We start from the raw sequence: 21,830 nt of genomic DNA on the forward strand, positions 1-21,830 counted from the left end.
TGCTTTCTATCACCGCACCCCGATGAGGGAAATGGACTGGCATTCTGGGTGGCGATCGCCATCGGCAGCACCCTTGTGGGCTGCCCGCATTACTGGCTGATCAGCGCGTTACAGCCTGCGCTTTAAAGCTAGGCAACACCGTTTGTAGACGGCGTTATCGCAGACGGGGTGCGCAACGATGTTTGCACGCTGCACAAATGAAAAACCTGCTGCACTTGCATGCAACAGGTTTTCAAAAGGAATGGTCGGAGCGGTGGGATTCGAACTCACGACCCTCTGCTCCCAAAGCAGATGCGCTACCAGGCTGCGCTACGCTCCGACTAAGCCGCTATTGTATAGCCTGCCAGGGCCCTGTTCGGGAAAAATGATTACTTTGGCAACTTTAAATGGTGCCGGGCTGGGCTGCGGCGCTGCATGCCGCCAGTCGGGCCACACGCTTGGGGTGCCGCGCTGGTGCCACCGCTCCCGACTGCATCGCTAGGCGCTGCCTCATCCGCCAAGCCCACAACAAAAAACCTGCTGTACTTGCGTACAACAGGTTTTTAAATGGAATGGTCGGAGCGGCGGGATTCGAACTCGCGACCCTCTGCTCCCAAAGCAGATGCGCTACCAGGCTGCGCTACGCTCCGACTAAGCCGTTATTCTAACCAGGGTTTGGGCAGTGGTTTTTCGTATTTGACGATTTTTTTACAACTGCCCTGCTGGCACCAAGGCGCAGCGCTTGCTGCGCCCTAGCCATTAGCGCTGGGATGGCGCTGGGCCACGGCCAGGCAGGTGACGGAAAGTGATACGGCCCTTGCTCAGATCGTAAGGCGACATTTCCAGCGACACCTTGTCACCGGCCAGAATGCGGATGTGGTGTTTGCGCATCTTGCCGCCCGTGTAAGCGATCAGCTCGTGGCCGTTTTCCAGCTTCACGCGAAAACGCGAATCAGGCAACACTTCGGTCACGGAGCCTTGCATCTCAATCAGTTCTTCTTTAGCCATATAAGTCGACGAATCCTTGTCTAGTGGTGCATGAACGAAAACAGGTTCGCCATGCTGTTCTGTGTGCCACCAGCAGCGGTGGCCTTCCAGGGTTTGGGGGGGTGTCCTTGCGGACTTTTACCCGTCATACCCGGGGGTATGGCGCGCTTTCACCCAGTGGCCGGTTGCGATACGGATACGGCCTGAACTATCCGGCGCGTACCCGTCGCTCTAAGCCGCGCAGTGCCAAGCACCATGCGCTCCCTGGCTGTAAAAGCTTGCAAAGCTCTCTATTGTACTATGTACGAGGCATTTACGCTTGGTGCTGTCGCGCAAAAACGGCGTAGTGCCTGCGTTTGTTGCCCTGCTGGCGCTTGAGGGAATCCCCGCCGCTGGCATGGCACCTGGCTGGCGCATCGGTTAGCATGGCCCGCAGCGCGCTGCCGCTCCTGCTTGGCATCGCCCGTCCACTGCTCCGCCCTCTTCCTCGCCCGACCATGAACGCTGCCGCCACCCGCTACTGGCTGATGAAAAATGAGCCCGATGAATACGCGATAGACCATGCGCTCAGCGCCCCCGATGCCACCATTGCCTGGGATGGCGTGCGCAATTACCAGGCCCGTAATTTCATGCGCGATGACATGCAAGTGGGCGATGGCGTGCTGTACTGGCATTCCAGCTGCGCCGAGCCCGGCATTTATGGCATCGCCCGCATTGCCGGCAAGCTGCGGCCTGATGCCAGCCAGTTCCAGCCCGATTCCAAGTACTACGATCCCAAGTCCCAGCCGGAACAACCCCGTTGGCTGACGCTGGATGTGCAGGCACTGCGCAAGATCCAGCCCATCAGCGTGGCCCGCTTGCGCCAGTATCCTGAGCTCCAAGAGATGCGGGTGCTGCAAAAAGGCAACCGCTTGTCGATCACGCCGGTCGATGAGGCGCATTGGCGCTTCATCATGGACCTCATCAATGCCCAGGGCTGAGGCGCGCGCTTGAGGGCTTAGCGCTGCGTTGAAGGCTGAGGGGATGCTGCATAATTCCAAAAAATACGTCGGCTACCCATGCAGCAAGCAAGGGTTGCTATTTTTTTTGATACCACTTGCGCACCCGAGACCACCATGGCTTTTGCTGACAATCTCCAATCCCTGCCCGCTATCGACCATATCGCTGAGCTGCAGCTCATCAATGCCGATGGACAGCTGGCAGCCAGCATTCCCAATGCCCCAGGCAAGGCTGGCTCGGTGCGGGTGTACAACGCTCTGGCCGCCAAGCATGGCGGTATCAATGCAGCGGCGGCCGAAGAAGGCCTGCAGATCTTTGCCGAGCACACGGATGACGCCAAGGCCCGCCCCGGCGCGCACCCCAATATCGATCGCTTGCTGGAGGTGATCGCCTCCGGCAAGGGCTATACCGTCAAGCTTGTGTCGGCCTGAACGGCCCGGGGCTCTGCTGCTGTCGCTGCGCTCTCCAGCGCATAGGCTGCGACAAAGCGCTGCAGCATCTGCTGGGGCACAGGCGTCTGGGCCAATTGGCGCAGCATGGCATCGGGGTCAAACCCTTCTGAATGCAGCACCTGCGCACGCAACTGGATGCAAGCGGCAGCAATCGCCTGGCTGAACTCCGGGTGGAACTGGGTCGAGACGGCCTTGGGCCCATAGCGCACGACCTGGTGCGGATCATGCGCCGAGCGTGCCAGCACCCGGGCGCCAGGCGGCAGCTCCAGCACGGTTTGCATATGGGTCAGGTTGGCCTTGAACTGCGGGCCGGCGCCTGCGAGCAAGGCCTCGTCCTCGGCGCCAGGCAGCAGGTTGATATCCAGGCAACCCATCTCGCGGCCCTGCGGGTGGTAGTCCACCCGGCCGCCCAAGGCATGGGCCATCAACTGGTGGCCATAGCAGACGCCAAACAGCGGAAACTCCAGCGCCATCGCCTCGCGTATCCATTGGGCCGTCGCTTCACTCCAGGGCAGCAAATCCGTGACCATGGCCCAGGAGCCGGTGATGATGGCGGCGCTGTGGGCCTCATGCGGCGGCAATGGCTCGCCCTCGAAGACCCGCACCACCTGAAGGGCCGGCCCTGCCGCCAGCGCGGCGGAAAACCACAGCGGCAGATCGCCGACCTGGGCACGGATGTCGTCGGGCGGGGTGCCGACCTGGATAAGCAGCAGCGTTTTTTCAGACACGGGGCAATGCATAAGAATGAAGGGCCCCTGCACTGTAAAGGAAGCGGGATCCCAGCAGGACCTCCGCCCGCTTTTTTTACCGGCCTATGCCCGGCTCCTCAGTAGCGAAAGCGCAAGGTCGACTGGCGCACCACTTCTGGCAATTGCTGGGCCTGGGCATAGGCCTCACGCAAGCGGCTGGCGTCATTCACGCCCTCATTGACGGTCTTGCGCAGCTGCTGCAAAGCCTCCTTGCTGTTCTCCGGCACATAGGACTGGATGCGCTGCAAGGTCAGCAGGATATGCTCACGCAGACCAAAGGATTCACTGCTGGCCGGGTCCACATAGGCGCCTTCCAGACCAAAGCGGCAGGCCTGGAAACGGTTGTAGGTGTAGACCAGGTAGTCGTCCTCGCTGGGCTCAAACGGCTCCTCGGCCAGGAACCAGGCACCCAGCGCCTGTACATAGGCGGCCAGCGCGACGGCACGCTCGATGGACAGCGGCGTGTCAAACACCCGCACCTCCACCGTGCCAAACTCGGGCTTGGGCCGGATGTCCCAGTAAAAATCCTTCATGCTGTGGATCACCCCGGTGGCGGTCATCTTGTCGTAGTAGCGCTCAAAGTCCTCCCAGTGCAGCGCAAAGGGGGCCCGTCCCGAGAGTGGAAATGCAAACACCGAGTTGAGCCGCGCCGAATCGAAGGCCGTGTCCTGGCCCTGCACAAAGGGGCTGGAGGCCGACAGCGCAATAAAGTGCGGGATATAGCGTGAGAGGCGGTGCAGCATCATCAGCGCCGCGTCGGCCCCTGGGCAGCCCACATGCACATGCTGACCAAAGATGGTGAACTGCTTGGTGAGGTAGCCGTACAGCGCGGTGATCTCTTTGAAGCGCGGCTTGTTGTAGATACGCTGCTGGTGCCACTGCTGGAACGGATGGGTGCCACCGCCGGCCAGCGCAATATTGAGCCGATCCGCGGCCTTGACCAGTGCATCTCGCGTTACGCTCAGCTGCTGGTAGGCATCCTGGGCATCGGTGCAAATGCCCGTCGATATCTCGATCATGCTGGTGGTCACCTCGGGCACGATGGAGCCCGGCACCTGCGCGTTTTTCAGCAGGGCCAGCATATCGGGCGCATAAGGTGTCAGGTCATAGTGGTTGGTGTTGACCAGCTGCAGCTCCAGCTCGACCCCCAGGGTTAGGGCCTCGGACTGTTGGAAAGCTTCAAGCGTCATGGCGTTTCTCCTTGCTGGTGAGGGCAGACAGGCCAATACCGCGGTGCGCCTCGCCGCTGCGCCACAATGCCAACGAGGCCAGCAGCACGCCGATCACCTCGCACAGAACAATCATTGGCAGCGCGATGGAAGACACGCTGATGGCCACCTCGGGGTTGATGGATGCCCATTGCGCCACCTGGGCGGAGGCCAGCAGCAGCGCCAGGCCCGAGCTGGGCGACTGCGCGCAGGCCACCGGCCACTGGCGCAGCCAGCCAATGCCGGTACCCGCGCCCAAGAGCAGCACGCCGCCCATCTTGCCCAGCAGCCGCGCCAGGCTGGCAGCGGCCACCACGCTCACCAGCGCCGCGCTGGGGGCAATCTGGCCGGCCATGCTGGCCACCAGCACAAACATCAGCAAATTGAGCATGGTGTTGCCCGCCATGAAGGCCGAGGGCCAAACCATGGGCTTGGGGCTCAGGTTGCGCAGCATCACCCCCGCCAACACAAAGCCCAGCGCTGCCGAGCCGCCCAAACGCTCGGCCAGCAAGCTGGCAGCCACCAGCACAGCCAGCATGTACAGCGCGGTGGAATCGCTGCGCGAGGACTGCCAACGCAGCACCGGCCACAGGGCCGCCGTGGTCAGCAGCGCCCACAGCAAGGTCAGCCCCAGGCTCCACAGCAGATGGCCCATGCCGGCAGCGGTCAGCTCCAGGCCCGATTGCGTGTCCGTGCCGGCGACGGGCGACCAGGCCACGGTCACCACCAGGCCCAGCACAAGGGCGTACACGCAGCTCAGGGTGGCCATCAGCAAGCTGCGGTCAGTGACCGCGCCACTGGAGCGCAGATCGGACGAGATGCGCAGCAGCACCGAAGGCGAGGCCGCCATGGCCACCACCCCCACGCCCAGCGATACCGCCCAGCCCATGCCCAGCAGCTGCAAGGTGGCGGTCACCAGCACCAGGGCAGCCAGGGATTCGACCAGGCTTTGCAGCAGCAAAAAGGGCTGGCGCAGCAGCCATTTGAGCGAGATTTGCGAGGCTGCAATCAGCATGCTGGTGCCCACCGCTGTGTGCAGCAGCACCTGGGTATTGCCCTGCAGCGGCCAGGGCAGATCGCCAAAACCGAGCCAGCCGGCCAGCAGGCCGACGACCGTATAGCCCAGCATGCGCGGAAAACCGCTGAGCCGGAAGACCATGTGCCCGGCCAGCGCTGCGGCCGCGACCAGAACGCACCAACTCATCAACGGACCGACACTGTGTTCAAGCCAGCCGCCTATTTGCGGCAGCGGCATATTGGATGCGGCATGGGGTGGCATAAAGGCGCCCTCCTCAAAAATAGTGTCCCGCGTGCAAGCATGCAGGCACAAAGCTAGAGATGGACCGGCCGTGGCAGCGCGGCGCTTTCCCTGTCTGAAAAGCCCGGCTGCGGCCACTGCAGGCCATGAGATGCACCACATCAGTGCCCAGGCACCTTGTAGCAGGAATGCATCAGATCGTTAACCAATCTCAACGACTCTACTGGATGATCGCCAGATTGCAACGCGGGCCTGCTGCAACAGGGAACAAAAAGCCTGCAGTCCTACAACACCTGCCGCTCTGCAATGCACCATTTCGGGCAATGCCATCCGGCGATCAAGGCAGCTGCTGGCATCAGCTATTGCTATGTAGAACGTAGCAACACTAGGGTACAAAAAATGCCAGACACCCATGGGCGCAGGCCTGCCTTAGTGACCCTTGCTTGGCCGAAACGGCGCGTCCCGGTCGCCTCCTCGTCGCCTCCTCGTCGCCTCTCCAATAGCCGAGCACTTTGCATTGCCTCCTGTTCGCCCGCCCAACAGGTTGCATTCGTAACTTTATGATGGCGGCACTGATGCGGCCAGCCAAAAGCCCCCAGCGCTTGCCCGCTACCACCCGGTAGCCCCGCGTTCATCGCCGCTTTGCCGCCCCAGGCCGCCACCCCTGGCCTGGCGCGGCAGCACATTCGCTCCTGCGCATCACCACCCACCGTTTTTTGCCCCCTGCATCGGCCTTGTCCGTATTGCGTGCTTGGGGGCGCTGTTTTGGTCTGGATACTTCTGTGCTTGCCTTGTTGACCCGTCTTTTCCCCGTGTGGGCGGCTGTGATGGCCCTGCTTGCCTACAGCGCGCCTTCGGCGTTTCTGGGCTTCAAGCCCCATATCGCCCAGTTGCTGATGCTGATCATGTTCGCCATGGGTGTCACCCTGAGGCTGAGCGATTTCAGCCGCGTGCTGCAACGCCCGGCCCCGATTGCGGCTGGCCTGTTTCTGCATTACCTCATCATGCCCCTGGCAGCCTGGTTGATTGCCAAGGGCCTGGACATGCCGCCCGAGCTGACAGCAGGCATGGTGCTGGTGGGCAGTGTGGCCAGCGGCACCTCGTCGAATGTGATGATCTTTTTGTCCAAGGGCGATGTGGCGCTGTCGGTCACCATCAGTGCGCTGTCCACCCTCGTCGGCATTGTGGCCACGCCCCTGCTGGCGCGGCTCTATATCTCCGCATCCATCGATGTGCCGGTCAGCGCCCTCTTGATGGAGATTGCGCAGATCGTGCTGCTGCCCATTGGCCTGGGCCTGCTGCTCAACCATTTCTGGCATGCCCAGATCAAACGCATTGAAGGCCTGCTGCCGCTGGTGTCGATGCTGGCGATTTTGCTGGTGCTCTCCACGGTGGTGGCCCTGAGCCGCGACCGCATTGCCACGGTGGGCGGCGTGGTGGTGGCGGGCGTCATTGCGCATAACCTGATTGGCTACCTGGGCGGCTACTGGGGCGGGCGCCTGCTGGGCTTTGACAAATCGGTCTGCCGCACCTTGGCGATCGAGGTGGGCATGCAGAACTCGGGCCTGGCCGCCAGCCTGGGTGCCAAGTTTTTCAGCCCCATGGCCGCGCTGCCGGGCGCCATTTTCTCGGTGTGGCACAACATCTCGGGATCGCTGCTGGCCGGTTACTGGTCCAGCCGCCCGACCGGCACGGCGAACGACCATGTGCGCCGCGAAGACGTTTCGCTGCACTGACTCTGCGGCTTGCGCATCAGACACTATCCGTTCAGGCGTGTCCGCCCAGCGTATCAGCCCCCAACATGTGGCCGGTTCGGCTGCGGGCGCCTGCTACCAGGCCGCTGATGAGTTGCGCCTCGGGCAGGTTTTTCCAGTAGCGGCGCGGCATCTCGCGCAGCATGGCCTGCTCCTTGAGGCGCGCGGGGTTGAAGGTGGATTGGTAGTACGCCAGCCATAGCGCCTCACCCGCATCGGGCCCGGGTGCATCCTGCGCCCTGCCCCCGGCTGCAAACTGCATCTGTTCCAGATCCCAGTGCACGCTGCACTGGGGCGTCAAAATCGCCCAGCGCATGCTGGTAAAGCGCCGCATGAAAAAGCCAGCGGCCTCCCGCACGCAGAAATGGTCGGGCTCGAACCAGGCGATATGCAGATCCCGGCCTTGTGCGTCTCGGCTGGGCCGAAAGCGTACAAAGGCATGCATTTTGTGGATGTCGCGCCCAACAGCCCTGGCCATGCGCTCAATCTCACGCCAATCGCCATCCAGCGCATCGCCCGCCAGGCCAGGCCATTGCTGCACCCGCCACAGCCAGCGGTAACACAGCGCAAAGCGCCCTGGGTGGCTGTGGCAGCAGGCGTTGCGCAACATGCCCAGCTGCGCGGCTTTGAGGCGTAGCGGCTGCCCGGGCGGGCAAGGCAACTGGTCCAACATGTCCGGCGTCAGTGCTTTGCCTGCCAGGCTCCCAGCAGCATCGGCGGCAAACAGGTCGTCGCCCACGCTTTGGTCACTCAAGGCATCCGACCACCGCCAGTGCAGTGCCTGCGGCTCGGCGTTGAGGGCCAGCAACACGCGGGCGGCCTGGCGAAAGCCGGCAAAATCATCCGGGCCGTCCAGCGCAATCACCAGGGAATCGGTGTGTGCCTGCATGCTTTAGAACAGCGCCATTTGCGCGACCACGGGCAGCTGCATGCCGCTGTGCTGCCGCTGGGTGCTGCCGTGTTGCATCTTGCCCAGCAACTGTTGACGCAGCGAGGTGCTATCGAGCATGCCCAGCGGCGGGTGGTAGTCATCCAGCTCCACAAAGGGCAAGACCTTGCTGGTGGCGACCCGCAGTTGCTGCAAATCAGCCAGGCGCAGCCTGCGCACCATGCGTGCGGCCAACAGGCGCTGCACGCTGCCCACGCCCAGCCCGGGCACGCGCAGCAGCCACTGTTTGGGGGCACGGTTGAGGTCCACCGGAAAATGCTGGCGCTGCGACAGCGCCCAGGCCAGCTTGGGATCGAGCTCCAGATCCAGCATGCCGCCGGCCGCCGGCGCGGTGATTTCTGCATGGCTGAAGCCGTAAAAGCGCATCAGCCAATCAGCCTGGTAAAGCCGGTGTTCGCGGATCAGCGGCGGTGCCTGCAAAGGCAGATCAGCCGAGGCATCCGGGATGGGGCTGAAGGCGGAGTAATACACCCGCCGCAGGCGCTGCCCAGTGTAGAGCCCGCTGCTGGTGCGCAAAATGGTCGCGTCATTGGCGCTGTCGGCGCCCACAATCATTTGGGTGCTTTGGCCTGCCGGCGCATAACGCGGTGCAGCAGCCCTTGCGGCCTGGCGCTGGCGCGGCATGGACACCAGTTTCCCATTCTGCTGGTCTTGCGTCTGCTGCCGCGCCACCTCGATGTGTTCCGCCACCTGGTGCATCGCCAACGCAATGCCAGCGGCATTCTTCTCGGGGGCCAACTGCGCCAGCCCTTGCTCGGTGGGCAGTTCTACATTGATGCTGAGCCGATCGGCATAGCGCCCCGCCTGGGCCAGCAGCTCGGGAGAGGCATCGGGAATGGTCTTGAGGTGGATATAGCCGCGAAAATCATGGTCTTCGCGCAGGCAGCGGGCGACTTCCACCAGCTGCTCCATCGTGTAGTCAGACGACTGGATGATGCCGCTCGATAGAAACAGGCCTTCGATGCAATTGCGGCGGTAAAAATCGAGGGTGAGCGCCACCACCTCAGCCGCGCTGAACCGGGCGCGCTGCACGTTGGAGCTTTTGCGGTTGATGCAGTAGCGGCAATCGTAGATGCAGAAGTTGGTGAGCAGAATCTTGAGCAAGGAGACGCAGCGGCCGTCCGGCGTATAGCTGTGGCAGATGCCCATGCCCTCTGTCGACCCCATCCCCTTGCCACCCAAGGAATCGCGCGGCTTGCTACCGCTCGATGCACAGCTGGCATCGTATTTGGCGGCATCGGCCAGGATCTGAAGTTTGGCAAGGGTTTGCATAGAACAACTGTATGTAATTACAGTATTCTAGCAAAATGGAAAGGTGCTGCACAGCGCTGGCTGCTCCCTTTGCAGCCCTCAGCAGCCCGAGGCTTCCGATTCAGCCTCTGCAGCAGACGCCTGCACCCGCAAGTGCAGAGGGAACTGGCCAAGCACCTCAGCCAGGAATGCATCAATGCCAATAACTGTATATAAATACAGCTATTGGCATTTGCATCTACTAACTAGGCGCAACCAGGGCGCTACGGAGGTGCTAGCGCTGTCAGCTCTGCGGCCCCAGCTTTGCCAGAACGGCCTTTTCCTTGACGGAGGATTCCGCGGCAAACTTCTTGTAGTCGGCACTGTTCATATAGATCGGCAGCATCTCAAAGCGCTGCAGCATGGCCTGGTAGCTTTCCATCTCCATGGCCTCCTTGAAGGCCTTGTGCAAGGTGGTTTGCACATCGGCCGGCAAGCCCTTGGGGCCCACCAGGCCAAAGGGCGAGTACTGCGTGGTGGGCAGGCCCAACTCGATCAAGGTGGGAGTATTGGGCAAGGTCGGCAGGCGTTTTTCAGTCCAGACATTCAAGGCCACCATGCGGCCCTGGTCCACATAGGGAATGACGGCGCTGGTGTCGGCGGCGACCATCACCTCACCGGCCATCGTCGCGCGCATCAGCTCGGACGAGCCCTTGTAGGGCACATGCACCACATCCAGACCCAGCTGCTGCGCAATGATGGCCGAGGTCACATGGGGTGAGGTGTAGGTGCCGGTATTGCCCAGGGTGAGTTTGCCCGGATTGGCTTTGGCCCAGGCCACCACATCCTTCCAGCTCTTGAGCCCGGACTGCGTGCTGGCCACCATGCAAAACGCATAGCCGGTGACATTGATGATGTAGCTCAGGTCTTCTACCGGGTTCCATTTGAGGCCGGTGGTAAAGGGCAGACGCATCACACTCATCGGCAACTGGGCGATGGTGTAGCCATCAGCGGCGGTGTTTTGCAATTGGGCGCTGGGAAGCGAGCCTGCCGCGCCGGGCCGGTTCTCCACCACAATCGGCTGGCCCAGCACCTTGGCGGCGTTCTCGGCCAACTGGCGCATGGTCAGATCAGTGGGCCCCCCTGCCGGAAAAGCCACCACCAGCTTGATGGGCCGGCTCGGAAAAGTCTTGCTGGCATGGGCCAGCGAGGCACCAGCCCCCATCCATGCACCGGCTGCCGTGGCGGCCCCTGCTTGCAGCATGCTTCTGCGCGTCAACACCATCTCTTTGTCTCCATATCGGTCTGTAGGCGACAAACAGTGTAGAAAAGCGCAGCCAGTCGCCGCGACGCATGGGCGACATGGTCGGCAGGGCGTAAGGCTTCTGCGGGTGACCCTTGGATGGGGCAGAGGGCTGGGCAGCCAGTGTCCTAGTCGACCGTCGCTCCGGACTGCTTGACCGCCTTGCCCCACTCCACGATTTCACTGGCCACAAAGCGGTCCATCTCTGCCGCACTGGTGGGCGCGGGCTCCGAGCCTCGGTCGCGGATGAACTTCTGCATCTCGGCGCTGTTCAGGATCGCCACGGTTTCTTGGTTGAGCCTGTCGACTACCGATTGCGGCGTGCCCTTCGGGGCCATCAGTCCCAGCCAACCCACGGCCTCAAAGCCCTTGAACTCGGCCAGGCCCGATTCGGCAATCGTCGGCACCTGGGGCAGCTGGCTGGAGCGGGTGGCCGAGGTCACGCCCAGCGGCACCGCCTTGCCCGCCTGGATATTGGCCAGCGCCGCAGTGACCGAGTCGACCATCAAGGGCACCTGATTGCCCAGAAAATCTGCCTGGGCCGGGCCACTGCCCTTGTAGGGGATGTGCTCAATCTGCAGCGCCGCGCGGGCCTTGACCATCTCCGCGCTCAAATGCTGGGTACCGCCAATGCCGGCGCTGGCATAGCTCAGCTTGCCGGGCTCGGCGCGGGCCTTGGCGACCAGGTCGTTCATGCTCTTGATCCCCGTGGCGGGGTTGGCCAGAAACACCAGCGGCACCTTGGCAATGAGGGTGATTCCCACCAGGTCCACGCGCGGGTCGAAGTTCACTTTTTTGTAGAGCGTCTGGTTGACCGCCATGGCACTGCCGGCCACCAGCAAGGTATAGCCATCGGCTGTGCTGCGCACCACCTGCTCGGAGCCAATATTGCTGCCCGCGCCGGCCTTGTTCTCCACCACTAACGGCTGGCCCAGCTTTTGGCCCAGTTTCTCGGCCAGCGCGCGGGCAAAGATATCGGTGGCCTGGCCGGGCGGAAACGGCACGATCAGCTTGATGGGTTTGTCCGGGTAGGCCGCTGACGCGGGCGCGGCAATGCCTGCCAGCAAAGCGGCAATGGCAACGGCAACGGTGGGGGCGGATGCAAATGCAAAGGGTGTCATGGGCGGGGTCTCCTGGTCCGGGCTCGCGCGTGTGGGCTTATCGCCCCATCACGCGCTTGGGGCTGCGTCGTTTTCTACGGCCATGATCTTCGCGCATCCGGCGGCTTATGGCTGGCTAGGCATGTCTCCAAGACAACTACGGGCCGGCACGGGTAGCGGCGCATGAAGCGATCAGTTCTGATCGATGCGGCAGCCAGGCCGCTATCATCAGCGCTGTTATTTTTACCAGCGCATGCCATGTTTTTTGGAATCAGCCACCTTGTCCTTCCCTGCTCCGATCTGGAAAAGGCCACACGCCTTTGGCGCGATGTCATCGGCTTTGCCCCGGCGCGCAGCGGCGAGGGCTATGTGGACATCGACACCGGCAGCGCCATGCTGCGGCTTTTGCAGGTGCCCGCAGTGGAGTCGCAGATCACCGTGCGCCTGCAGGTGGCCGATGTGGGCCAGGCCTACCAGCGCCTGCTGGCGGCAGGCAGCGCTCCGCGCTATGCGCCGATGCGCACGCCCGAACTCGAAGAAATGGCCTGCGTCAGCGATGCCGATGGCCACGCCATCGTGCTGTGGCGCGCGCTGACGGAAGACGAATGGGGCTTTGTGCCCGAGCTGCCCAAGCAAGGCGAATGGACGCCCGAGGCCGAGGAACTGCTGCAGCGCCTGCTCGCCCATGTGCCGGCCTTCTTTCGCATGCTCGCTCGGCGCAAAACCACCCGCGTGATCGAGCAGTTGGCCCAAGAGGCGCACAGCCCCGTGACCCGCGAGCTGGTCATCAAAGGCTATATCACCGCCTCGGCCAAAGTCACGCGTTTTCGCCTGGTGGAGCCGCTACGGGCCGAGGGCATCAACCCGGATGACTACCGGGCGGAGTTTGACTACGAATAAGCCAACAGCCTAGTCTGCAGCCCTGCTGAACGGGCTGCTCCATGCAAAAAAAGACAGCCCGGAGGCTGTCTTTTGCGGTGGGGATCAAGACCTGCTGGTCTTACTTGCGCACCGGTGGCACATCCGTGCACGTGCCATGGGCCACTTCTGCGGCCATGCCAATGCTCTCGCCCAAGGTGGGGTGCGGGTGGATGGTCTTGCCGATGTCCACGGTGTCTGCACCCATCTCGATGGCCAGCGCGATCTCGCCGATCATGTCGCCAGCGTGCGTGCCGACCATGCCGCCGCCCAGGATCTTGCCGTGGCCATGGGCCTCGGGCGAGTCGTCGAACAGCAGCTTGGTAAAGCCTTCGTCGCGGCCGTTGGCAATGGCGCGGCCGGAGGCGGCCCAGGGGAACAAGCCCTTCTTGACCTTGATGCCTTGGGCCTTGGCCTGGTCTTCGGTCAGACCGACCCATGCCACTTCGGGATCGGTATAGGCCACCGATGGGATCACGCGGGCGTTGAAGGCGGCTGCTGCCAGCTCCTTGTTGCCTTGCAGCTCGCCAGCGATGACTTCTGCGGCCACATGCGCTTCATGCACGGCCTTGTGTGCCAGCATGGGTTGGCCGACGATGTCGCCGATTGCGAAGATGTTGGGCACATTGGTGCGCATCTGGATGTCGACATTGATAAAGCCGCGATCCGTCACGGACACGCCAGCGGCCTCGGCGCCGATCTTCTTGCCATTGGGCGTGCGGCCCACGGCTTGCAGCACCAGGTCGTAGACCTGGGGTTCGGGCACGGTCACGCCGTCCTTGGCGGGCTCGAAGCTCACCTTGATGCCTTCGGGCGTTGCTTCGGCAGCCACGGTCTTGGTGTTGACCATGATGTTGTCAAAGCGCGGCGCGTTCATCTTCTGCCAGACCTTGACCAGGTCACGGTCAGCGCCCTGCATCAGGCCGTCCATCATCTCCACCACATCCAGGCGTGCGCCCAGGGTGCTGTACACCGTGCCCATTTCCAGGCCGATGATGCCGCCGCCCAGAATCAGCATGCGCTTGGGCACGGCCTTCAGATCCAGCGCGCCGGTGGAGTCCACCACGCGCTCGTCCTTGGGCATAAAGGGCAGATGCACGGCTTGCGAGCCTGCAGCAATGATGGCCTTCTTGAACTGCACGACCTTCTTGGTGCCGGTCTGGTCCTGGCCGTCGCCCGAGGTTTCCTGCACTTCGATGTGGTTGGCGCTGACGAAGTTGCCATAGCCGCGCACGATGGTGACCTTGCGCATCTTGGCCATTTGGCCCAGGCCGCCGGTCAGCTTGCCGATGACCTTCTCTTTGTGGCCGCGCAAGGTGTCGATATTGACCTCAGGCGCGGCGAACTTGATGCCCGCCACTTCCAGGTGCTTGACCTCGTCCATGACCGCCGCCACATGCAGCAATGCCTTCGATGGGATGCAGCCCACGTTCAGGCAGACGCCGCCCAGGGTCTTGTAGCGCTCGACCAGCACCACTTTGAGGCCCAAGTCAGCCGCGCGGAAGGCCGCCGAGTAGCCGCCTGGGCCACCGCCGAGCACGACCACGTCGCAGTCTTCATCAACCTGGCCGCTGTAGTTGCTGGCAGCGGGGGCGGGGGCCGGCGCTGCGGCTTGCGCTGCTGGAGCAGGCGCAGCTTGTGCAGCAGCAGGTGCGGGAGACGAAGCCGCAGCTGCCGGTGCAGCGGCTGCGCCCTCTGCCGCTTCCAGCGACAGGATCACCGAGCCTTCGGCGATCTTGTCGCCGATCTTGACCTTGAGCTCTTTGACAACGCCAGCATGGCTGGCCGGGATTTCCATCGAGGCCTTGTCCGATTCGACGGTGATCAGCGACTGGTCCTTGGCGACGGTGTCACCGGGTTGCACCAGCAGCTCGATCACGCCCACCTCGGCGAAATCACCAATGTCGGGGACTTTGATATCTACGATTGCCATAGTGTGGGTCTCCGATTACAGGATGATGCGGCGGTAGTCCGCCAGCACCTGGCCCAAGTAGGCATTGAAACGTGCAGCCGATGCGCCGTCGATGACGCGGTGGTCGTACGACAGGCTCAAAGGCAGCATCAGGCGGGGCACAAACTGCTTGCCGTCCCAGACCGGCTTCATGCCGGATTTGGACAGGCCCAGGATGGCCACTTCAGGTGCGTTGACGATGGGGGTGAAGTGGGTGCCACCAATGCCGCCCAGCGACGAGATGGAGATACAGCCGCCTTGCATGTCGGCCGCGCCCAGTTTGCCATCGCGTGCTTTCTTGGCCAGCTCGCCCATTTCTGCGCTGATCTGGATGATGCCCTTCTTGTCTGCATCCTTGAGCACGGGCACCACCAGGCCGTTGGGCGTGTCAGCCGCAAAGCCGATGTTGAAGTACTGCTTGTAGACCAGGGTGTCGCCATCCAGGCTGGTGTTGAACTCAGGGAACTTCTTGAGTGCAGAGACCAGGGCCTTGATCACAAAGGCCAGCATGGTGACCTTGACGCCGCTCTTCTCGTTTTCCTTGTTGGTGGAGACGCGGAAGGCTTCGAGCTCGGTGATGTCGGCTTCGTCGTTGTTGGTGACGTGCGGGATCATCACCCAGTTGCGGTGCAGGTTGGCGCCCGAGATCTTCTTGATGCGCGACAGATCTTTGCGCTCGACCGTGCCGAACTTGCTGAAATCGACCTTGGGCCAGGGCAGCAGATCGAGACCAGCACCAGAGCCACCGGCAGGCGCCTTGGCCGCCTGGGCCTTGGTCTGCACGGCGCCGGCCATCACCTGCTTGGTGAAGGCTTGCACATCGTCAGCGGTGATACGGCCCTTGTTGCCCGAGCCCTTGACCTCTTCCAGCGGCACGCCCAGCTCGCGCGCAAACTTGCGCACCGATGGCGATGCATACGGCATGGCACCCGATGGGGGCACGGTGGGGTTGTGGGCGGGCACGGCAGCAGCGGGGGCGGCGGCGACGGGCGCTGCGGCTGGGGCGGCTGCACTGGTGGCGGCAGCCGCTGCAGGAGCCTGCGCGGCCGGTGCCGACACTGGTGCAGCAGCGGCGCTGCCCTCCAGAATCGCGACCAGATCGCCGACATTGATGGTGTCGCCGATCTTGACCTTGAGCTCCTTGATCACGCCAGCGGCGGGCGATGGGATCTCCATCGAAGCCTTGTCGGACTCGACGGTGAACAGCGACTGCTCTTCGGTGACGGTATCGCCCACCTTGACCAGCAGCTCAATCACGGCCACGTCCTTGAAGTCGCCGATATCGGGGACCTTGACCTCGACCGGGCCCGAAGCTGCAGGCGCTGCTGCAGCAGCCTGGGGCGCGGGAGCAGGTGCAGGTGCAGCCGATGCGGCCGGTGCAGCAGCAGCCGCTGCCGGTGCTTGCGCAGCCGGTGCAGTAGCGGCGGCATCAGCGGCTTCCAGCTTGATGATGACCGAGCCTTCGGCAATCTTGTCGCCAATCTTGACGATGATTTCCTTGACCACGCCAGCGTGGCTGGATGGGATCTCCATCGAGGCCTTGTCGGACTCGACGGTGATCAGCGACTGGTCCTTGGTGACGGTGTCACCGGGCTTGACGAGCAACTCGATCACGCCCACTTCTGCGAAGTCGCCAATATCGGGGACTTGAATGTCAATCAATGCCATTGTGGTGTCTCCTGGTGCAATTTAGGCGTACAGCGGGTTGATCTTGTCGGCGTTGATGCCGTACTTGGCAATCGCGTCTGCGACCTTTTGTGCGGGCAGCTTGCCGTCTTCAGCCAGCGCCTTGAGAGCGGCGACCACGATGTAGTGGCGGTCGATCTCGAAGTGCTCGCGCAGCTTGCGGCGGAAGTCCGAGCGGCCAAAGCCGTCCGTACCCAGCACCTTGTAAGTGCGGCCCGCAGGGATGAAGGGACGAATCTGCTCGGCGTAGGCCTTCATGTAATCGGTCGAGGCGATCACGGGACCGGTGCTGCCTGCCAGCTCGGCGGTCACAAACGGCACCTTGGGGGTCTCCAGCGGGTGCAGCAGGTTCCAGCGATCAGCGTCCTGGCCATCACGGGTCAGTTCGTTGAACGATGGGCAGCTCCAGATATCGGCAGTCACGCCCCAATCGGCGGCCAGCAGCTCTTGGGCAACAAAGGATTCGCGCAGGATGGTGCCCGAGCCCAGCAGTTGCACGCGCAGCTCGCCCGCGCCACCGGCCTTGCACAAGTACATGCCCTTGAGGATCTTTTCCTCGGTGCCGGTCGTGAGGCCTGGCATGGGATAGTTCTCGTTGAGCAAGGTCAGGTAGTAGAAGATGTTTTCCTGGTTCTGCACCATGCGGCGCAGACCTTCGTGCATGATCACCGCCACTTCGTGTGCGAAGGTCGGGTCGTAGCTGATGCAGTTGGGGATGGTGCCCGCCAGGATGTGGCTGTGGCCGTCTTCGTGCTGCAGGCCTTCACCGTTCAAGGTGGTACGGCCCGAGGTGCCGCCCAGCAAGAAGCCGCGTGCCTGCAAATCGCCCGCTGCCCAGGCCAGATCGCCAATGCGCTGGAATCCGAACATCGAGTAGTAGATGTAAAACGGAATCATGATGCGGTTGCTGTGGCTGTAGCTGGTTGCCGCAGCGATCCAGCTGGACATGCCGCCCGCTTCATTGATGCCTTCTTGCAGGATCTGACCCTTGGTGTCTTCCTTGTAGTACATCACCTGGTCTTTGTCGACGGGGGTGTACTGCTGGCCATGCGGGTTGTAGATGCCGATCTGGCGGAACAGGCCTTCCATACCGAAGGTACGTGCCTCGTCCACCAAGATAGGCACCACGCGGGGGCCGATCTCTTTGTCGCGCAGCAGCTGGGTCAGGAAACGCACATAGGCTTGCGTGGTCGAGATCTCGCGGCCTTCGGGCGTGGCTTCGAGCACCGCCTTGAAGGTGTCCAGCGGTGGCACGGTGAACTGCTCGTCGGCCTTCACGCGGCGCTTGGGCAGGTAGCCGCCCAAGGCCTTGCGGCGCTCGTGCAGGTACTTCATCTCCGGCGTGTCGTCCGCTGGCTTGTAGAAAGGCAGATCCGCGATCTGGCTGTCTGGAATCGGGATATTGAAACGGTCGCGGAAGGCTTTGATGTCCTCGTCAGCCAGCTTCTTGGTCTGGTGGACATTGTTCTTGCCCTCGCCCACCTTGCCCATGCCAAAGCCCTTGACGGTCTTGACCAGCAGCACCGTCGGTTGACCCTGGTGGTTTTGTGCGGCATGGAACGCTGCGTAAACCTTTTGCGAGTCGTGGCCGCCGCGCTGCAGGTTCCAGATCTCGTCGTCGCTCATGTGCTCGACCATCTTCAGGGTGCGCGGATCGCGGCCGAAGAAGTTCTTGCGCACATAGGCACCGTCATTGGCCTTGAAGGCCTGGTAGTCGCCGTCGTTGCACTCCATCATGATCTTGCGCAGCGCGCCGTCATGGTCCTTGGCCAGCAAGGCATCCCAGCCCTTGCCCCAGACCAGCTTGATCACGTTCCAGCCAGAGCCTCGGAATTCGCCTTCCAGCTCTTGGATGATCTTGCCGTTGCCACGCACCGGGCCATCGAGGCGCTGGAGGTTGCAGTTGATCACGAAGATCAGGTTGTCCAGGTTTTCACGTGCAGCCAGGCCGATGGCGCCCAGCGATTCGACTTCGTCCATTTCGCCGTCGCCGCAGAACACCCACACCTTGCGGTTTTCGGTGTTGGCAATGCCACGGGCGTGCAGGTACTTCAAAAAGCGAGCCTGGTAGATCGCCATGATGGGGCCCAGGCCCATCGAGACGGTGGGGAACTGCCAGAAATCGGGCATCAGCTTGGGGTGCGGATAGCTCGACAGGCCCTTGCCGTCCACTTCCTGGCGGAAGTTCAGCAGTTGCTCTTCGCTGATGCGGCCTTCCAGGTAGGCGCGGGCATAGATGCCGGGCGATACGTGGCCTTGGATGTAGAGGCAGTCGCCGCCGTGGTTGTCGCTCTCGGCGTGCCAGAAATGGTTGAAGCCGGCGCCAAACATGCTGGCCAACGAGGCAAAGGAGCCGATGTGGCCGCCCAGATCGCCGCCTTCGGGCGGATGAATGCGGTTGGCCTTGACCACCATGGCCATGGCGTTCCAACGCATATAGGCGCGCAGGCGCTGTTCAATCTCCAGATTGCCTGGGCTGCGGGCTTCTTGCTCGGTCTCGATGGTGTTGACGTAGCCGGTCTTGGCAGAGAAAGGCAGATCGACGCTGTTCTGGCGCGCGTGCTCCAGCAGTTGCTCAATCAGCGAGTGGGCGTAATCTGCGCCTTCACGGTCGATCACAGCGGACAGCGCGTCCATCCATTCTCGGGTTTCTAGGTCATCGGTACGGGTGGGGCCGTTGACGGCTTTTTGTTCGGATGGTTCGGACATGCTGGCGTCTCCTTCAAGTGATCTGCTATGAATGACTGTGCCAGAGTTTCTCACATTTTTTGAAGATTTCAAATAGCGGTCTTCATTTTCACATTATGGGAAATTGCTGCAAATGCACAATGGCAGAACTGCGCTAAACGCCTGTAGCGCTGCCCTGAAGGACATCCATGTGTGCAACGCGGTCAGCGGCCGACCGCTGCATTCGACAACCGGCCGCGCCCCACCGTCCTCCATCCTAGCCTGCAGGCCAGCCTTGGCCAAAAGACCAAGCCGGTTATGGCTTGACAAATGCCTGCAAGGCCCAACGCTCGCCCACCTTCCAACATTTGGGCCACGCTTGGCGCGGATCTGCACCAGACCACCACCCAGACCCGGCACAGAGCCCACCTGGGTGCAGCAAACAAGCAAGCACCAAGAAACAAGCAGCTAGAACGGGTGGCAAGACCCAGCAAAACAAAGGCTTGGGGTTGAGACTGGGCGTCCCCGACTGGGCGCCTCTGCCTGGGTTCCCTCGGCTAGGCGCCCCCGACTAGGCGCCCCCAACTCGGGATCAAGCGGCAAACCGTACCAGCGTATAACAAGCCCGGGGTGGCTGGCCAGGCGCCCCCGCATCCAAGCTTGTAGCAGTGGGCGCTTAGCGCCCGACACCCAGAAAGTCGGCATCTGCCCGGTTCAGTTCCAGACGATAAGCCAGGGCAATGAATAGACTCTGTGCCAGGCCAATCGTGCTGGTGAGCGAACGGAACCCAAACCTGGCGTTGTCCTGCACAAACAGGCATGCCTGCGCCAACTCTGCCAGCGGACTCAGACGGCAGTCCGTGATCGCAATGATGCGACCCCCACGCGCATGTGCATGGCGGAAAAGATCCAGTGTCTCTGCCGCGTAAGGCGGGAAGGAGACGGCCAGCAGCACATCACCCGCACGCAGGGATCGCAATTGCCCTTGCTGCATGCAGCCCATGCCATCGACCAGAAAAATCCGTTTGTCCGTGTGCTGCAATGCGTAGTCTAGATAGACGGCTACCGGAAATGAACGGCGCATGCCCAGAAGCCAGATCGACTCGGCCTCAGCCAGCAGCTCGACGGCCTTGTCCAGATCGCTGAGTGCCAAGCTGTCCATCAAGGTATGAATTCCGTCGACACTGGCTTTCAGAAACTCCTGCGCTATATCGACGCTGGCCAAGGGCACGCCGGTTCGGATCCCATCACGAATGCGGGTTTGGTAATTGCGGTCTGGCGCCAGTTGCTCCGCAATCGCCTGGCGAAACATCTTCTGCATTTCGGCAAAACCGGAAAAGCCAAAATGTTTGGCAAAACGCACCACGGCCGAAGGCTGCACGCCGCAAGCCGTCGCCACATCCTGAATGCCTTCGAGACCCAGGTGCGCGTGGTGTGCCTCGATGTATTTGCCGATCCGCTTGAGCTGCTTGCTCAGCCCCTTGTATTCGCTCTCCAAGGCTTTGAGCAATTGCTCGACAGAGTTTGGGGAAGGGGTTGCGGTGCGCATGGTGTCAGGATAGCAAGGCCATTCCCCTTCTACCCTGCCCCTTTCAAAATATCTCGACCTGGCCACTGCGCAGTGACCGGGTGATGGCCTGACCGATGCGCGTGGCCTCCGTGGCATCCGACAGGCTCAGGTTCAGCGCCGATTCGCCTCGGCAAGCAGAGACAAAGGCATCCATCTCGTTGAGGAACGCATCGCTGAAGCGCTCGAAAAAATCGCTGGTCGACGCATGCCGCACGCCATGGCAGTCGCTGGTGACCAGACGGTCCCGCTCGGCACCATGGCCGATGAGCAGCTTGCCAGCGGAGCCCATGATCTCGGTCTGCGTTTCATGGCCGTGCGCGAAAGTGCGCGAGGCGTAGAACACCGCTCGCCCGCCCCCCTCGAAATCCACGATGGCCAGGCCGTTGTCGACGTCCGCATGCGCGGCAAGGCCCGTATGGATGGCGATGGTGCCGGAGGCATAGGCACGCAGCGCACGCGGGTTGCCCAGTATCCAGCGCGCAAGATCGATGTCATGGACGCTGCAATCCATGAAAATGCCTCCGGACTGCGCCGCATAGCGCACAAAGAAGCCCGAAGGATCATTCATGTCGCAGGTCTGCGAGCGCACCAGAAAGGGCTGGCCAATGGCGCCTTGGCGTATGTGGTCATAGGCGCGGCGATAACTGGCATCAAAGCGGCGTACAAAACCCACCATGGCCACGCGGTCCGGGTGCTGGGCGGCCACGGCTTCAACGCGTTCGCAGTCCGCCACCTCCAGTGCCAATGGCTTCTCGACAAAAACATGCTTGCCGGCCTCAAGCGCCGCAATGGTTTGTTGGGCGTGCAAAGCGGTGGGCGTGACCAGGACGATGGCGTCGACATCGGGCGCGTGGACCATGCGGTCAAAGTCGCTCGTCACATGCTCGATGCCCAGCTGGCTGCGCGCGTCGTCGAGTTCCGAGGCAATCGGGCTGCAAGCCCAGACCAGGCGGGTGTTGCGAATGCGGTAGGCGAGGTTCTCGGCATGGCGCCGCCCCAAGCGGCCCAAACCGGCAATGCCGATGCGCAGCGGCGGTGTAGGGCAAAGGATAGGACTCATCTTCCAGATC

The 21,830-nt window shown here is 62.4% G+C and carries 17 protein-coding genes and 2 tRNA genes; 4 read left to right on the forward strand and 15 right to left on the reverse strand.

The window, feature by feature from the left end; genetic code table 11:
- Nucleotides 1-242: 242 nt before the first annotated feature.
- From M2375_RS05975 to infA, 3 genes are all read right to left on the reverse strand, one after another.
- A tRNA-Pro gene (locus M2375_RS05975) sits at nt 243-319 on the reverse strand.
- A gap of 233 nt (nt 320-552) precedes the next feature.
- Nucleotides 553-629 (reverse strand) — tRNA-Pro (locus M2375_RS05980).
- 109 nt (nt 630-738) lie between these two features.
- Complete coding sequence (infA, locus tag M2375_RS05985; RefSeq protein WP_182322929.1) at nt 739-987, reverse strand: translation initiation factor IF-1; 249 nt, start codon at nt 985-987, stop codon at nt 739-741.
- A 476-nt stretch (nt 988-1,463) separates the two neighbouring features.
- On the opposite strand from infA, the gene M2375_RS05990 reads away from it, so the two are divergent.
- Together M2375_RS05990 and M2375_RS05995 are read left to right on the forward strand one after the other, a co-directional pair.
- Nucleotides 1,464-1,946: an EVE domain-containing protein gene (locus M2375_RS05990; protein WP_259164557.1), complete on the forward strand. Its 483-nt coding sequence runs from the start codon at nt 1,464-1,466 to the stop codon at nt 1,944-1,946.
- A gap of 135 nt (nt 1,947-2,081) precedes the next feature.
- Nucleotides 2,082-2,396 (forward strand): DUF2322 family protein, encoded by a 315-nt coding sequence (locus M2375_RS05995; protein ID WP_259164559.1) that lies wholly within the window; start codon nt 2,082-2,084, stop codon nt 2,394-2,396.
- On the opposite strand, the gene M2375_RS06000 is transcribed toward M2375_RS05995, so the two are convergent.
- The 3 genes from M2375_RS06000 to M2375_RS06010 all read right to left on the reverse strand — a co-directional run bounded on the left by M2375_RS06000 (nt 2,369) and on the right by M2375_RS06010 (nt 5,653).
- Entirely contained in the window at nt 2,369-3,145 is a 777-nt protein-coding gene (locus M2375_RS06000) for a glutamine amidotransferase (protein ID WP_259164560.1), read from the reverse strand. The genes M2375_RS05995 and M2375_RS06000 overlap by 28 nt on opposite strands.
- A gap of 98 nt (nt 3,146-3,243) precedes the next feature.
- Nucleotides 3,244-4,356, reverse strand: a complete 1,113-nt coding sequence (locus M2375_RS06005) for a YbdK family carboxylate-amine ligase (protein ID WP_259164561.1) — start codon at nt 4,354-4,356, stop codon at nt 3,244-3,246.
- A complete protein-coding gene (locus M2375_RS06010; RefSeq protein ID WP_259164562.1) occupies nt 4,346-5,653 on the reverse strand; it encodes a cation:proton antiporter in 1,308 nt (435 codons plus the stop codon). Before M2375_RS06010 ends, M2375_RS06005 begins: the two co-directional genes overlap by 11 nt.
- 761 nt (nt 5,654-6,414) lie before the next feature.
- Between M2375_RS06010 and M2375_RS06015 the strand changes: the two genes are divergently transcribed.
- Entirely contained in the window at nt 6,415-7,368 is a 954-nt protein-coding gene (locus tag M2375_RS06015) for a bile acid:sodium symporter family protein (RefSeq protein WP_259164563.1), read from the forward strand.
- A 31-nt stretch (nt 7,369-7,399) separates the two neighbouring features.
- Here the strand turns inward: M2375_RS06015 and M2375_RS06020 are convergent, their stop codons facing one another.
- From M2375_RS06020 to M2375_RS06035, 4 genes are all read right to left on the reverse strand, one after another.
- Nucleotides 7,400-8,275, reverse strand: coding sequence for a TIGR03915 family putative DNA repair protein (locus M2375_RS06020; protein ID WP_259164564.1), 876 nt, complete (start codon nt 8,273-8,275; stop codon nt 7,400-7,402).
- Between the two features lie 3 nt (nt 8,276-8,278).
- A complete protein-coding gene (locus M2375_RS06025; RefSeq protein WP_259164566.1) occupies nt 8,279-9,607 on the reverse strand; it encodes a putative DNA modification/repair radical SAM protein in 1,329 nt (442 codons plus the stop codon).
- 262 nt (nt 9,608-9,869) lie between these two features.
- Nucleotides 9,870-10,850, reverse strand: coding sequence for a tripartite tricarboxylate transporter substrate binding protein (locus M2375_RS06030; RefSeq protein WP_310473163.1), 981 nt, complete (start codon nt 10,848-10,850; stop codon nt 9,870-9,872).
- A gap of 146 nt (nt 10,851-10,996) precedes the next feature.
- Nucleotides 10,997-11,989 (reverse strand): tripartite tricarboxylate transporter substrate binding protein, encoded by a 993-nt coding sequence (locus tag M2375_RS06035; RefSeq protein ID WP_259164567.1) that lies wholly within the window; start codon nt 11,987-11,989, stop codon nt 10,997-10,999.
- 237 nt (nt 11,990-12,226) lie between these two features.
- Between M2375_RS06035 and M2375_RS06040 the strand changes: the two genes are divergently transcribed.
- Nucleotides 12,227-12,868: a DUF2621 family protein gene (locus M2375_RS06040; RefSeq protein ID WP_259164568.1), complete on the forward strand. Its 642-nt coding sequence runs from the start codon at nt 12,227-12,229 to the stop codon at nt 12,866-12,868.
- Between the two features lie 100 nt (nt 12,869-12,968).
- Here M2375_RS06040 and lpdA read toward each other — a convergent pair whose 3' ends face one another.
- The 5 genes from lpdA to M2375_RS06065 form a co-directional block, all read right to left on the reverse strand.
- Nucleotides 12,969-14,819, reverse strand: coding sequence for a dihydrolipoyl dehydrogenase (gene lpdA / locus M2375_RS06045; protein WP_259164569.1), 1,851 nt, complete (start codon nt 14,817-14,819; stop codon nt 12,969-12,971).
- A 15-nt stretch (nt 14,820-14,834) separates the two neighbouring features.
- The gene (aceF, locus tag M2375_RS06050) at nt 14,835-16,505 is read right to left on the reverse strand and encodes a dihydrolipoyllysine-residue acetyltransferase (protein WP_259164570.1); all 1,671 of its coding nucleotides are present in this window, start codon (nt 16,503-16,505) and stop codon (nt 14,835-14,837) included.
- Between the two features lie 21 nt (nt 16,506-16,526).
- Nucleotides 16,527-19,232: a pyruvate dehydrogenase (acetyl-transferring), homodimeric type gene (aceE, locus tag M2375_RS06055; protein ID WP_259164571.1), complete on the reverse strand. Its 2,706-nt coding sequence runs from the start codon at nt 19,230-19,232 to the stop codon at nt 16,527-16,529.
- 634 nt (nt 19,233-19,866) lie between these two features.
- Entirely contained in the window at nt 19,867-20,739 is an 873-nt protein-coding gene (locus M2375_RS06060) for a MurR/RpiR family transcriptional regulator (RefSeq protein ID WP_259164572.1), read from the reverse strand.
- 43 nt (nt 20,740-20,782) lie between these two features.
- Nucleotides 20,783-21,820, reverse strand: coding sequence for a Gfo/Idh/MocA family oxidoreductase (locus tag M2375_RS06065; protein ID WP_259164574.1), 1,038 nt, complete (start codon nt 21,818-21,820; stop codon nt 20,783-20,785).
- Between the last annotated feature and the right edge of the window lie 10 nt (nt 21,821-21,830).

Origin of the sequence: Comamonas sp. BIGb0152 (assembly GCF_024809975.1) — a bacterium.
Classification (GTDB): Bacteria; Pseudomonadota; Gammaproteobacteria; order Burkholderiales; family Burkholderiaceae_C; genus Comamonas.